At 69.6% G+C, this 13228-nt stretch carries 11 protein-coding genes and 1 pseudogene; 10 read left to right on the top strand and 2 right to left on the bottom strand.

Going from position 1 to position 13228, the window contains the following annotated elements; all coding sequences use genetic code 11:
- Positions 1-105 precede the first annotated feature (105 nt).
- The 8 genes from lpdA to AB0B89_RS07295 all read left to right on the top strand — a co-directional run bounded on the left by lpdA (position 106) and on the right by AB0B89_RS07295 (position 8575).
- The gene (lpdA, locus tag AB0B89_RS07260; protein ID WP_358549454.1) at positions 106-1485 is read left to right on the top strand and encodes a dihydrolipoyl dehydrogenase; all 1380 of its coding nucleotides are present in this window, start codon (positions 106-108) and stop codon (positions 1483-1485) included.
- A gap of 30 nt (positions 1486-1515) precedes the next feature.
- Positions 1516-3009, top strand: a complete 1494-nt coding sequence (gene sucB / locus AB0B89_RS07265) for a 2-oxoglutarate dehydrogenase, E2 component, dihydrolipoamide succinyltransferase (protein ID WP_358549456.1) — start codon at positions 1516-1518, stop codon at positions 3007-3009.
- Between the two features lie 243 nt (positions 3010-3252).
- Entirely contained in the window at positions 3253-4182 is a 930-nt protein-coding gene (locus tag AB0B89_RS07270) for a TIGR01777 family oxidoreductase (RefSeq protein ID WP_358549459.1), read from the top strand.
- Between the two features lie 97 nt (positions 4183-4279).
- Positions 4280-5017, top strand: coding sequence for a peptidase E (locus AB0B89_RS07275; protein WP_358549462.1), 738 nt, complete (start codon positions 4280-4282; stop codon positions 5015-5017).
- 20 nt (positions 5018-5037) lie between these two features.
- Positions 5038-5763: a lipoyl(octanoyl) transferase LipB gene (lipB, locus tag AB0B89_RS07280; protein WP_358549465.1), complete on the top strand. Its 726-nt coding sequence runs from the start codon at positions 5038-5040 to the stop codon at positions 5761-5763.
- A 75-nt stretch (positions 5764-5838) separates the two neighbouring features.
- Complete coding sequence (gene lipA, locus AB0B89_RS07285; RefSeq protein WP_358549468.1) at positions 5839-6768, top strand: lipoyl synthase; 930 nt, start codon at positions 5839-5841, stop codon at positions 6766-6768.
- A gap of 314 nt (positions 6769-7082) precedes the next feature.
- Positions 7083-7760 carry a DUF4191 domain-containing protein gene (locus AB0B89_RS07290; RefSeq protein ID WP_358549471.1) on the top strand — a complete coding sequence of 226 codons (678 nt, stop codon included), beginning with the start codon at positions 7083-7085 and terminating at the stop codon, positions 7758-7760.
- Positions 7760-8575, top strand: a complete 816-nt coding sequence (locus AB0B89_RS07295) for a class I SAM-dependent methyltransferase (protein WP_358549473.1) — start codon at positions 7760-7762, stop codon at positions 8573-8575. The genes AB0B89_RS07290 and AB0B89_RS07295 overlap by 1 nt, the downstream gene beginning before the upstream one ends.
- A 74-nt stretch (positions 8576-8649) precedes the next feature.
- On the opposite strand, the gene AB0B89_RS07300 is transcribed toward AB0B89_RS07295, so the two are convergent.
- The gene (locus tag AB0B89_RS07300; protein WP_358549476.1) at positions 8650-9108 is read right to left on the bottom strand and encodes an RDD family protein; all 459 of its coding nucleotides are present in this window, start codon (positions 9106-9108) and stop codon (positions 8650-8652) included.
- Between the two features lie 143 nt (positions 9109-9251).
- Here AB0B89_RS07300 and glnA point away from each other — a divergent pair, with 143 nt between their 5' ends.
- Positions 9252-10676 (top strand): type I glutamate--ammonia ligase, encoded by a 1425-nt coding sequence (gene glnA / locus AB0B89_RS07305; protein ID WP_358549479.1) that lies wholly within the window; start codon positions 9252-9254, stop codon positions 10674-10676.
- Between the two features lie 430 nt (positions 10677-11106).
- Here the strand turns inward: glnA and AB0B89_RS07310 are convergent.
- Positions 11107-11844: pseudogene (locus AB0B89_RS07310) on the bottom strand (IS5 family transposase); the annotation flags it as partial.
- A gap of 349 nt (positions 11845-12193) precedes the next feature.
- Between AB0B89_RS07310 and AB0B89_RS07315 the strand changes: the two are divergent.
- Positions 12194-12772 (top strand): RICIN domain-containing protein, encoded by a 579-nt coding sequence (locus AB0B89_RS07315; RefSeq protein ID WP_358549482.1) that lies wholly within the window; start codon positions 12194-12196, stop codon positions 12770-12772.
- Positions 12773-13228 lie beyond the last annotated feature (456 nt).

Here is a 13228-nt window from a genome sequence, read left to right on the forward strand (position 1 = left end):
TACACGCGAGACAAGTGAAAAGATGCTGTTGGGCAGGCCGGGCACCCCGTGAAAGCGGGCATGACCCGGCCGTGAGGACCCACCGATCCGACAAGGAGCTTTCCAGTGGCTGATGGCAGCGGCCCCTTCGACATCGTTGTCCTGGGCGGCGGTAGCGGTGGCTACGCCTGCGCCCTGCGAGCGGCCGAGCTAGGCAAGTCCGTCGCGCTGATCGAGAAGGACAAGATCGGCGGCACGTGCCTGCACCGGGGATGCATCCCCACAAAGGCGCTTCTGCACGCGGCCGAGGTCGCCGACGAGACCCGCGAGGCCACGAGCGTCGGCGTCAAGGCCCGCTTCGAGGGCATCGAGATGAGCGGCGTCCACGCCTTCAAGGACAAGATCGTGAACCGCGCCTGGAAGGGCGTCCAGGGCCTGCTCAAGAGCAGGGGCGTCACCCTCATCGAGGGCGCCGGCAGGCTGGCCGGCCCCAACCGCGTCATCGTGGGCGACCAGGCCGTCGAGGGTCACAGCATCGTGCTGGCGACCGGCTCGGTGCCGAAGTCGCTTCCCGGTCTCGAAATCGACGGCGAGCGGGTCATCACCAGCGACCACGCGCTGAAGCTCGACCGCGTCCCGTCCTCGGTGATCGTTCTCGGCGGCGGCGTCATCGGCGTCGAGTTCGCCTCCGTCTGGAAGTCGTTCGGCTCCGAGGTCACGATCATCGAGGCCCTCCCCCACCTGCTCCCGCTGGAGGAGGAGTCCAGCTCCAAGCTCCTGGAGCGCGCCTTCCGCCGCCGGGGCATCAAGTACGAGCTGGGCACGCGCTTCGAGAGCGTCAAGACCACCGACACCGGCGTCGTCGTGACGCTGGAGGGCGGCAAGACCTTCGACGCCGAGCTGCTCCTGGTCGCCGTCGGCCGGGGGGCCGTCACCTCCGGCATGGGCTTCGAGGAGACCGGCGTCGCGATCGAGCGCGGCACCGTCGTGGTCGACGAGTTCTGCCAGACGAGCGTGCCCGGCGTCTACGCGGTCGGCGACCTGATCCCGACGCTCCAGCTGGCGCACGCCGGCTTCGCCGAGGGCATCCTCGTCGCCGAGCACATCGCGGGGCTCGACCCCGTCCCGATCGACTACGCCGGCGTGCCCCGCATCACCTACTCAGACCCCGAGGTCGCCTCGGTGGGCATCACGTCGGCCGTCGCCAGGGAGCGGGGCCACGAGATCACCGAGCTGGTCTACGACCTCGGCGGCAACCCGAAGAGCCAGATCATCGGCACCCAGGGCGCCGTCAAGATCATTTCTCAGAAGGACGGTCCGGTGCTCGGGGTCCACATGGTCGGCAAGCGCATGGGCGAGCTCGTCACCGAGGGGCAGCTGATCTACAACTGGGAGGCGCTGCCCTCCGAGGTGGCCCAGCTCATCCACGCGCACCCGACCCAGTCCGAGGCCGTCGGCGAGGCGATGCTCGCTCTGGCCGGCAAGCCTCTTCACGTACACAACTAAGCCCTCACAGGAAACGCGAGAGTAGACACCATGCCGGTTTCCGTAACCATGCCCCAGCTCGGCGAGAGCGTGACCGAGGGCACCGTCACCCGATGGTTGAAGAAGGAGGGGGACCAGGTCGAGGCCGACGAGCCCTTGCTCGAAGTCTCCACCGACAAGGTCGACACCGAGATCCCCTCCCCGTCCGCGGGCGTTCTCACCAAGATCGTCGTTGCCGAGGACGAGACCGTCGAGGTCGGCGCCGAGCTCGCCGTCATCGACGGGGACGGCTCCTCGGGCGGGGCCGCCGCTCCCGCGCAGGCCGAGCCGCAGGCCCAGGCCGAGCCGGAGCCCGCGCCCCAGCCGGAGCCGCAGCCCGAGCCCGAGCAGGCCAAGGCCCCCGAGCCCGCGCCCGCCCCGGCCTCCTCGATCCCGCAGCCGCCCGCGCCGCAGCCCGCCCAGCAGCAGGCCCGCCCGCAGGCCCCGCAGCAGCCCGCCCAGCAGGCCCAGCCCGCCACCGCGGCCCCGTCGCCGATCGCGCCGGCCGCCTCCGGCGGCGACAGCCCGTACGTCACGCCGCTGGTCCGCAAGCTCGCGGGCGAGCACGGCGTCGACCTCGACGCGCTGAGCGGCACCGGCGTCGGCGGGCGCATCCGCAAGCAGGACGTGCTCGAAGCCGCGCGCATCCAGCGTGAGCAGGCCGCGCAGGCACAGGCCGCCGAGGCCCAGGCCGCGCCGTCCGCCCCCGCGCAGCCCGCCCAGCCCGCGCAGGCGCCGCAGGCCGCCGCCCCGGCCCCCGAGCCGGTCAAGGCGGACACCACGCTGCGCGGCCGCACCGAGAAGATGTCGCGGATGCGGCAGACCATCGCCAAGCGGACCATGGAGTCGCTGCAGTCGTCCGCGCAGCTCACCTCGGTCGTCGAGGTCGACGTCACCAAGATCGCCCGGCTGCGCGACCGGGCCAAGGCCGACTTCCAGCGCCGCGAGGGCGTGAAGCTCAGCTTCATGCCGTTCTTCGCGCTGGCGACGGTCGAGGCGCTCAAGCAGCACCCGAAGCTGAACGCGGTGATCAACAGCGAGACCAACGAGGTCACGTACTTCGACCACGAGCACCTGGCCTTCGCCGTGGACGCCGAGCGCGGCCTCGCCTCGGCGGTCATCAAGGACGCCGGTGACCTCAACATGGCCGGCCTCGCCCGCAAGATCGCCGACCTGGCCGAGCGCACCCGCACCAACAAGGTCAGCCCCGACGAGCTGTCCGGCGGCACGTTCACGCTGACCAACACCGGCAGCCGCGGCGCGCTGTTCGACACGCCGATCATCAACCAGCCGCAGGTCGCGATCCTCGGCACCGGCGCGGTCGTCAAGCGCCCCGTCGTGCTCGACACGCCCGAGGGCGAGGTCATCGCGGTCCGCTCGATGGTGTACCTGGCGCTGACCTACGACCACCGCCTGGTCGACGGCGCCGACGCCGCCCGCTTCCTGACGACGATCAAGCGTCGCCTGGAGGACGGCCGGTTCGAGAACCAGCTCGGCCTGAGCTGACCCGCGGTCGCGGCGGGGCCCTGCCTGACGTCCTGTGAGGCGGCAGGGCCCGGCCGCACGCGTTCACGGCGGGCCCCGTACAGGCTCACAGCGGGCCGCGTGCGTGCTCACGGCAGGTCCGTACGTGCTCATGGGCGTGGGCGCGTGCTCACGGCACGTCCGTACGTGCTCACGGCGGGCCGGCTGACACGCGGCGCGCGGCCTGGCCGGGCCGGTGAGCGATCTCCGACGTAGGGTGATCGCATGGCAGTCGTCGTCACCGGTTCTTCAGGACTTCTCGGTTCGGCCCTCGTCCGCGCCCTGCGCGACGACGACCGCGCCGTCGTCAGACTTGTACGCCGCACCCCCGAGGCGCCCGGCGAGGCCTTCTGGGACCCGCGCAAGGGCATCCTCGACCCCACGGTCCTGGAGGGGGCCGAGGCCGTCGTCCATCTCGCCGGGGCGGGCATCGCCGACAAGCGGTGGACCGCCGACTACCGGCGCGAGATCGTCGACAGCCGCGTCGAGGGCACGCGCACCCTGGCCACCACGATCGCGGGGCTGGAGCGCAAGCCGGGCGTGCTGCTGTCCGGATCCGCCATCGGCTTCTACGGCGACACGGGCGAGCACCCCGTGGAGGAGTCCTGGGAGCCCCCGCCGCGCCCGCACGGCCAGGGCGGTCCCCCGGAGCGCGGGCAGTGGATCGCCGACCTGGTGCGGGCCTGGGAGGCCGGGGTGACGCCCGCCGAGGAGGCCGGCGTCCGGGTCGTGCGGATGCGCACCGGCCATGTCCTCACCAGCCGGGGCGGATTCCTCGGGAAGATGTTGCCGATCTTCAAGCTGGGCCTCGGCGCGCCCCTGGGCTCCGGCCGGCAGTACGTCTCATGGATCTCCCTGCCCGACTGGCTCGGCGCGGTGACCCACATCCTGGCCGAGCCCGACGTCTCCGGGCCGGTGAACCTCACGGCCCCCACGCCGGTCACCAACGCGGAGTTCACCCGGGCGCTCGGCCGCGCCCTGCACCGCCCGACCATGCCCGTGGCGGTGCCCGGTTTCGCCCTAAGGGCCGGGGTCGGCGACCTGGCGGACGAGGGAGTGCTCATCGGCCAGCGCGTGCTGCCCCGCCGCCTGCTGGAGATGGGGTACCGGTTCAGGCATCCGCGTCTCGACGAGGCACTGGCAGCCATACTCTAGGGGGCCGTTCCGGTGAAATGGGAGAGGAAGCCGCGACTCGGCCCTGTGGTGTAGGGAGCGAGGCGTACTCGCCCCTGAATACGCAGCAGGAGAGATCATGAGCAGGCTCGGCCAGTCCCACATTCTCGCCATCGGCGGCGGTTCGTTCCGTCCGACCGCGCGTCATGGCTTCCTGGAGGCGTCGGCTCTGCTCCGTTACGCACTCGATCTGACCGGCCAAGATCGGCCGAAGCTCGGATTGCTCGCCACCGCGACCGGTGACGACGCCGACTGGCTGCTGAAGATGTACGGCTCCTTCCGCACGTGGGACGTCGAGGTGAGCCATCTCGCCCTGTTCCCGATGCCCAATGTCGAGAGCCCCAGGGAGTGGATCCTTGAGCAGGACGTCATCTACGTGAGCGGGGGCAGCGTCGCCAACCTGGCGGCCCTGTGGCGGCTGCACGGCCTCGACGAGGCCTTCGAGGAGGCCTGGCGGTCGGGCGTGGTGCTGTCCGGGCAGAGCGCCGGGGCGCTGTGCTGGCACGTCGGCGGCAACACCGACTCCTTCGGCCCCACCCTGCGCCCGTGGTCGGAGGGCCTCGGCCTGCTGCCCTACTCCTGTGGAGTTCACTACAACTCCGACCCGCAGCGCCGGGCCCTGCTGCACGATTCCATCGCCTCGGGCGAACTCCCCGAGGGGTACGCCGCCGACGAGGGTGTGGCCCTGCACTACGTCGGGCGCGAGTTCATCCAGGCCGTCACGGTCGACCCCAAGGGGTACGCCTACAAGATCGAGCGTGACGACGAGGGGCGCGTGAAGGAATTCCGCGTCGAACCCCGCCTGCTGACCGCGTGACCTCGCGTTAGGCTGGCTCCGTGATTGAGCGCGCCAGGCACGAAAGCACCACGGGAAGCGGGGCTGGCAGGCTCGCGCTCGTCCGTCTCGGAGTCGACGTCCCCTACGAGCAGGCGTGGGAACTCCAGCGTGAGGTCCACGCCCGCCGGGTCGCGGGCGTGATCCCCGACACGTGCCTCATGCTGGAGCACGCCCCGGTCTACACCGCGGGCAAGCGCACGCGTGCCGAGGAGCGTCCCGTCGACGGCACCCCCGTCATCGACGTCGACCGCGGCGGGAAGATCACTTGGCACGGTCCCGGCCAGCTCGTGGGCTATCCCATCGTCCGGCTGACCGAGGCGCTCGACGTGATCGCGTACGTCCGCCTGCTGGAGGAGTCGCTGATCCAGGTGTGCGCCGACTTCGGCGTGGCGGCCGGCCGTGTCGCGGGGCGCAGCGGCGTCTGGGTCGCGGGCGACCCCGCGAGCGGCCTGCCCGACCGCAAGCTGGGCGCGATCGGCATCCGGGTGGCGCGAGGGGTCACGATGCACGGCTACGCGCTCAACTGCGCCAACGACCCGAGCTGGTTCAACCGCATCATCCCGTGCGGCATCAGCGACGCGGGGGTGACCTCGCTGTCGGCCGAGACCGGGCGGCGCATCACGGTCGACGAGGTCCTCCCCTACGCCGAGAAGCGGCTGGCCGAGGCGCTCGGCGCCGAAGGCCTCGACGTCCAGGAGGAGGACCTCCTGTCCGGCCGCATGTGACCCTCCGGCCGGGCCTCCCGCACCTCGGATGACCCCGGGCCGGGTCAGCGGGCGCGGAGACGTAAGCTTGAGCGCGTGACCGTTGCTCCTGAAGGCCGTAAGCTCCTCCGCCTGGAGGTGCGCAACAGCCAGACCCCCATTGAGCGCAAGCCCCCGTGGATCAAGACCCGGCTCAGGAACGGGCCGAACTTCAACGAGATCAAGTCGCTCGTGAAGGACCAGGGCCTGCACACGGTGTGCCAGGAGGCCGGCTGTCCCAACATCTCCGAGTGCTGGGAGGACCGCGAGGCCACCTTCCTCATCGGCGGTGACCAGTGCACGCGCCGCTGCGACTTCTGCCAGATCGACACGGGCAAGCCCGCCGAGTACGACAGGGACGAGCCGCGCAGGGTCGCCGAGTCCGTGGCGCAGATGGGCCTGCGCTACGCCACCGTCACCGGCGTCGCCCGTGACGACCTGCCCGACGGCGGCTCGTGGCTGTACGCCGAGACCGCGCGGCAGATCCACGCCCAGGTCCCCGGGTGCGGCGTCGAGTTGCTGGTGCCCGACTTCAACGGCCACCGCGACCAGCTCGAAGAGGTCTTCTCCAGCCGTCCCGAGGTGTTCGCGCACAACATCGAGACCGTGCCGCGCATCTTCAAGCGCATCCGCCCGGCCTTCCGCTACGACCGCTCCCTCCAGGTCATCACGATGGCACAGGAGGCGGGGCTGGTCACCAAGTCCAACCTCATCCTCGGCATGGGCGAGGAGCGCGAGGAGATCGTCCAGGCGATGCGCGACCTGCACGACGCCGGGTGCGACCTGCTGACCGTCACGCAGTATCTCCGCCCCACGCCGCGCCACCACCCCGTCGACCGCTGGGTCAAGCCCGAGGAGTTCGTCGAGCTCCAGCGGGTGGCCGAGGAGATCGGCTTCGCCGGGGTGATGTCCGGGCCGCTGGTCCGGTCCTCCTACCGCGCCGGCCGTCTGTACCGGCAGGCCGTCGAGGCGCGCCAGACGGCCTGAGGACGGCCCCTGAGGGCGGCCTGAGCCGGGTTCCCGTCTGTGGCGGGTCCCCCTTGTACGGCGTGGACCTCACGGTGCTCCTGGGCGCGCTCGGGCTGTCCCTTCAAGGTCCGGCCGCTCAGCACGCGGTCACCCGAGCGGGCCTTCGGTGAGCGGGCGGACGCGGGCCGGCGCGCGGTTCCCGGGGGGCGAGACACCCAAGATCGGACGCAGCGTGGCCGACCGGCGACTGACGGCGACCCTCACGGTCACGGTCTGACCGGTCTTCAGGTCACGTTTTCCTTTCTTCAGCTCCGCATTTGTATCCTTTAACCATGGCCAAGCCCGCAGACCCAGAGCGCCCGGGGCGCATCAAGCAACTCCGGATGATCGCTCAGATCATCATGAAGGCCAACCCCAAGGGGATGCCGATCGTCTACGCGTCGGCGGTCGCCACCGTGGCCGTCTTCGTCGTCCTCGGGCTCGTGACGGGCCTGGTGTGGCAACTGGCCGTCCTCGGCGTCATGGTCGGCATCACGGTCGGCATGGTGATCTTCGGGCAGCTCGCCCAGCGAGCGCAGTACTCCATGCTCGGCGGCCAGCCGGGCGCCGCCGCGGCGATCCTGCAGAGCATGCGCGGCAACTGGGAGGTCACCCCCGCCGTCGCGGTCACCCGCGACCAGGACCTCGTGCACCGCGCCGTGGGATACCCGGGCGTCGTCCTTGTGTCCGAGGGCCCGGGCGCCCGGGTGCAGAAGATGCTCGTGGCCGAGAAGAAGCGCGTGCAGCGCGTCGCCATCGACGTCCCGGTGTACGACATCCAGTGCGGCGACGGAGAGGGGCAGATCCCCCTCAAGAAGCTCCAGCGCCACCTGATGAAGCTCCCCCGCAACCTGAAGAAGCCCGCGGTCTCCGAGATCAACTACCGGCTCAAGGCGCTGCCGCAGTCGATTCCCGTGCCGAAGGGCCCGATGCCGAAGGGCGCTCGCATGCCCCGCGGCAAGATGCGGTGATGCCGGGCATCTCCGGAGTCGACCGGCGCGCGGTGGCCGGTGAGCCGACCGTGCGGGCCAACCGCCGCTGGTGGGATTCCGCGGCGGACGAGTACCAGGCCGAGCACGGCGGGTTCCTGCGCGACGCGGGCTTCGTCTGGTGCCCCGAAGGCCTCGACGAGGCCGAGGCCCGCCTGCTGGGCGACGTGCGCGGCCGCCGGGTGCTGGAGATCGGCTGCGGGGCCGGGCAGTGCGGGCGGTGGCTCACCGGCCAGGGGGCCGAGGTGGCCGCGTTCGACCTGTCCCACCGCCAGCTCCAGCACGCGAGGCGCATCGACGAGGAGCTCGGCACGCGACTGCCCCTCGTCCAGGCGGACGCGGGGCGCATCCCCTTCGCGGACGGCTCGTTCGACCTGGCCTGCTCGGCGTTCGGCGCGCTGCCGTTCGTCGCCGACGCCGGGCCCGTGCTGACCGAGACCCGCCGGGTCCTGCGGCCGGGCGGCCTGTTCGTCTTCTCCGTCAGCCATCCGATCCGCTGGGCGTTCCCCGACGATCCCGGCCCGCGCGGCCTGACCTCCGACCGCTCGTACTTCGACCGCTCGCCGTACGTCGAGCACGACGAGGACGGCGAGCCCTCCTACGTGGAGCACCACCGCACGCTGGGCGACTGGGTGGGGCTGATCGTGGCGTCGGGGCTGACCCTCGCGTCGCTGACCGAGCCCGAGTGGCCCACCGGCCACGACCGCGCGTGGGGCGGCTGGAGCCCACTGCGCGGCCGGCACATTCCCGGCACGGCGATCTTCTCCTGCGTGAACGGCGGCGGCCCTTCCGCCTAACGGCGGCCACTCCGGTCCGTACGGCCGGCCGTCGGCCGCTCCGGGCCGTACGGACCGGCCGCTCTCCGCGGCTCCTAGCCCCGGACGACGACGGTGCGGGCGGCCCTGTCGTGGAGGCCGCGCTGGTCGCGGTCCCAGATCAGGGCGGGCACGGCGAGGCAGAGCAGCAGCGTGCGCAGCAGGACCGAGCCGAACGGGGGCCTGCCGCCGTCGAGCGCGGCGACCCGGATGCCGAACAGCTTCATGCCGAACGTCGAGCCCAGGGTGCCGACCAGCACGATGTACTCCACGGCGAAGACCCCGAGGCCGACCCAGCCGGCGCTGCGGGGGTCGGCGCCCAGCAGGCCGCGGGCGATCGCCCAGGTGCAGATGAGCCAGTCGACGGTGATGGCGCCGAGCCGCCTGCCGAACCCGGAGACCGACCCCGGACCTTCCTTCGGGAGCCCCAGTCTCTCGCCTGGGTACCCGAGATCGACGCCGGTGGCGCGGGTGCCGCTGATCCACGTCTGCGTCCATCTCGGTTGCTTGTTCATGCAGGTAAGATACCGAGAGGCCGCTTTGGTCCTTCCGGCGGCACACCCCCCTCCGCTTAACACCCGTGAAACAAACGAGACATGGGGTGGAAACGGCACAGGCCTACCTTCGAGTCTGCAAGCCCGTGCCCCTGGGAGGTTGGATGTTCAGCTCCGCCGACGACGTCCTGAAGTTCATCAGGGACGAAGGGGTGCAGTTCGTCGACGTCAGGTTTACCGACCTGCCCGGCACGACGCACCACTTCACCTTCCCTGTGGAAAACTTTGGCGCCAGCGTCTTCACCGACGGTCTCATGTTCGACGGATCGTCGATCCGCGGGTTCCAGGCCATCCACGAGTCGGACATGTTGTTGCTGCCCGACCCGTCGACCGCCGTGCTGGACCCGTTCCGCCAGCACAAGACCCTCATCATGAACTTCTTCGTCCACGACCCGCTGACCGGCGAGGCCTACAGCCGCGACCCGCGCAACGTCGCCCGCAAGGCTGAGGAGTACCTCAAGGGCACCGGCATCGCGGACACCGTGTTCTTCGGCCCCGAGGCCGAGTTCTACATCTTCGACGATGTGCGCTTCGCGAGCAGCTCCAGCGAGGCCTACTACCACATCGACTCGATCGAGGGCGCCTGGAACACCGGCAAGGCCCAGGAGGGCGGCAACCTCGGGTACAAGCCGCGCTACAAGGGCGGCTACTTCCCGGTCCCGCCGATGGACCACTTCACCGACCTGCGCTCCGAGATGGTCCGCCGCCTGATCGACTCCGGCATCGAGACCGAGATGCAGCACCACGAGGTGGGCACCGCCGGCCAGGCCGAGATCGACTTCCGCTTCGGCACGCTGCTCAAGACCGCCGACAACCTGATGCTGTACAAGTACATCATCAAGAACACCGCGGTCGAGTACGGCCACACGGTCACCTTCATGCCCAAGCCGCTCTTCGGGGACAACGGCTCGGGCATGCACTGCCACCAGTCGCTCTGGAAGGACGGCGAGCCGCTCTTCTACGACGAGGTGGGCTACGCCGGCCTGTCGGACATGGCCCGCTACTACATCGGCGGCCTGCTCAAGCACGCGCCCGCGCTGCTGGCCTTCACCAACCCGACGGTGAACTCCTACCACCGCCTGGTGCCGGGGTACGAGGCGCCGGTCAACCTGGTCTACTCCCAGCGCAACCGCTCGGCCTGCATCCGCATCCCGATCACGGGGTCGAACCCCAAGGCCAAGCGCATCGAGTTCCGCGTGCCCGACCCGTCCTGCAACCCGTACTTCGCGTTCGCGGCGCAGCTCATGGCGGGCCTCGACGGCATCCGCAACAAGATCGAGCCCGCGCAGCCGGTCGACAAGGACCTCTACGAGCTTCCTCCCGAGGAGGCCGGCGCGGTCCCGCAGGTCCCCGGGTCGCTGCCCGAGGTCCTCGCCGCGCTGGAGGCCGACCACGAGTTCCTGCTCGAAGGCGGCGTGTTCACGCCCGACCTGATCGAGACCTGGATCGCCTACAAGCGCGAGAACGAGATCGACCCGATCCGCCTCCGCCCGCACCCGCACGAGTTCGAGCTCTACTACGACGTGTGACGGCGGGGTTTCACGGCCTCGGTGATCTCCCGGGAAACCGGCGCTGACCTGGTGAACGTCGTGGCCGGTTGTCGTTGTTCTGCATCGCTGAGCAACGTCGGCCGGCACAAAACCGGAACAGAACGGCCCTGCATCAAGATCGATGCCGGGCCGTTTCCATGCTACCGCGCCCGCTGATCACGGACCCCGAAGTAGTGGCAGCTCGCCACCTGGTCCGCATGTGGAACTCCTCGGTCGCCTCGTCCCTCAGCGGGATGTAACAGCCGCGCCCGGTCGTGGTCCGACTGCTGGAAGAAGACCTACCGCTGACGCCGCCCGCCTAGCTGCCCCTTCTGCTCACCTGCGCTCCAGTAGTCCTTGAGCATCTCTCCCGGCCAACGAGGCTCGCGCACTTCGCCGCGCGGACCCATGTCCTTGAAGCGAACGTGAACGGACGACCGCCGCGGCTGCCGCGCCGTAAGCGCGCGGCGATGCGATCGGCTGGTTCGGGGATGGTGCACCTGATCCCGCGGCTACGCAGGCGAGCTCGGATAGCCCGGGATGAGTAGGCCTTGTCGGCGCGTACGATCTCGGGCCGGGTACGGGGCCGGCCGAGCCCGAGCCGGGGGACGTGGATGCCGGCCATGACCGCCTCGAACTGTGGGGCATCGCCTCGCTGCCCGGCGGTCAGCACCAGCGACAGCAACCTTTGGCCCTGCTCGCAGGCCAGGTGCAGCTTGGTGGACAGGCCACCGCGTGAGCGTCCCAGTGCGTGGTCGGCCGGCTCGGTGCCCACTCCGCCCGGCGGTTCGGCCTGGAGATGGGGTCTACGCGGCGCGCCTGCCGCATGCTGGTGGGCGCGCACGATGGTGGAGTCGACCCCGACCTGCCAGTTGATCAGTTCGGCGGCGTCGGCCAGGGCTTGCAGCCTGGTGAGGATCTTCTGCCAGACACCGGCACGCTGCCAGCGCCGAAACAGCCCGTACGCCGCCTGCCAGGAGCCGTGGCATTCCGGAACGTCCCGCCAGGGAGCCCCGACCCGTACCCGCCATCGGATCCCGTTGATGAGCTGCCGCTTTGTCCACCTCGACGGACGCCCTGGTCTCCTCGGCGCTGGCAACAGCGGCCCCAGCCGCGCCCATTGCGCATCGGTCAGGTCGAACCGCCTCGTCACCGCTAAGGTGGCCACGAGGTCTCCGGTGTTCAGGTTCTTCTTGGTCGATGAACCCTTTACCGGAGACCTCTCTGCTTGTCCGGGCGCGACACGCCGTCACTCAGCCGACTTCGAAACAGGGCCTAGGTCCCTGCGCTGCCGCTCCACGATGGGTCGACGGCAAATGGGATTGGCAGGGCGAGAGCTGGCGCACGAGGACCACTCGCGGCTAACTAAGCGACCAACCCTCATCCGCAGCAGCCTAGAAGATATTGATCCAAAAGATCTTGACGATAGCTGGATATGGAAGGAAGGTCATCATGCGCGACTGCGGGGATCGGCACCAGGCCGGATACCTCGACGTCGGCAGAGGAATAGGAGATTTATGCGTACCAGGAAGCTATTCGCGGTCGCGGCTGCCAGCCTCGTCGCGTTAGCCACCGTGTTCATCAGTCAAGCCCCCGCGAACGCCTCGATCACCACATACATCAGCGTGCTTCCACAGAGCGGCACCAAGATGGTGCTCGACACAAAAATGGACTCATCCACGGCGAATGGGATGGCGAACGGTGCCCCGGCTCAGCTGTGGCAGCTGCGCACCGCCAGCCCGGGCGTCGAGGTCGGGAATCAGCGGTGGATCATCACCGTGAAATACATCGATGCGGACAACCACGTCGTCTACGAGTTGAAGAACCAGCTCTCCGGCAAGTGTCTCGACATGGCGATCGATGGGGCGATCGGCAACAACACCCGCGTGCAGCAATGGGATTGCAGCGGCGCCAGCAATCAGCGCTGGACAGCCGTGCCGGCACCGGCCGATTTGGGGAGCAGCTGGGTCCAGCTCGTCAATCTGCGGAGCGGGCTTTGCCTCGATATCTCGGGCGCCAGCTACACCAACGGCCGACCGCTTGTCGTCTACCAGTGCCACGGAAGCTGGAACCAGCGCTGGAACATCTACTACTAATGGCGTGAGGTGGCGGCCGGGCCGGGTGAGATATTGACCAGGCCCGGCCGTTACAGATCACGCACCGCGCCTCGCCAGCTTTCGGCTGAGCGGGGTCTCTGATCCCGGATGTATATCGCGCGATCCAGATGTGGTGTCTCCCGAAGACCTTGAATAGGCTGGTTGCGCGCTCAAGGCTTGCGTCGACAACGGGCGCGTGGCCGTCAGTTCCGTTCTGGTTCCGTCCGAGGCTGTAAAACGTCGGAAGTCCGTGGGAAACGTTGAGAGCTATATTGCCTGATCAGAGCACTACTCGACGTGATCGGCGCAGGTGAGAAAGGGCAGGCGAGAGTTCGAGCTCTACGACGTCTGAGCCACTGAGTGCGTCCACAGGCAGGCCACGCGGCCGGCCAGCGAGGGGCCGGGCGCCGACGCTACGTACATGTGTGCAGCTTACGAGCGTGGCTGGTCGTTCGG

The organism is Sphaerisporangium sp. NPDC049002 (assembly GCF_040649355.1).
In the GTDB taxonomy this organism is placed as follows: domain Bacteria; phylum Actinomycetota; class Actinomycetes; order Streptosporangiales; family Streptosporangiaceae; genus Sphaerisporangium.

What these genes read in the sequence shown, in the direction of transcription:
- sucB (WP_358549456.1), top strand. Translation starts at nt 1,516, where the DNA reads ATGCCGGTTTCCGTAACCATGCCCCAGCTCGGCGAGAGCGTGACCGAG.
- AB0B89_RS07270 (WP_358549459.1), top strand. Translation starts at nt 3,253, where the DNA reads ATGGCAGTCGTCGTCACCGGTTCTTCAGGACTTCTCGGTTCGGCCCTC.
- AB0B89_RS07275 (WP_358549462.1), top strand. Translation starts at nt 4,280, where the DNA reads ATGAGCAGGCTCGGCCAGTCCCACATTCTCGCCATCGGCGGCGGTTCG.
- AB0B89_RS07290 (WP_358549471.1), top strand. Translation starts at nt 7,083, where the DNA reads ATGGCCAAGCCCGCAGACCCAGAGCGCCCGGGGCGCATCAAGCAACTC.
- AB0B89_RS07295 (WP_358549473.1), top strand. Translation starts at nt 7,760, where the DNA reads ATGCCGGGCATCTCCGGAGTCGACCGGCGCGCGGTGGCCGGTGAGCCG.
- AB0B89_RS07300 (WP_358549476.1), bottom strand. Translation starts at nt 9,108, where the DNA reads ATGAACAAGCAACCGAGATGGACGCAGACGTGGATCAGCGGCACCCGC.
- glnA (WP_358549479.1), top strand. Translation starts at nt 9,252, where the DNA reads ATGTTCAGCTCCGCCGACGACGTCCTGAAGTTCATCAGGGACGAAGGG.
- AB0B89_RS07315 (WP_358549482.1), top strand. Translation starts at nt 12,194, where the DNA reads ATGCGTACCAGGAAGCTATTCGCGGTCGCGGCTGCCAGCCTCGTCGCG.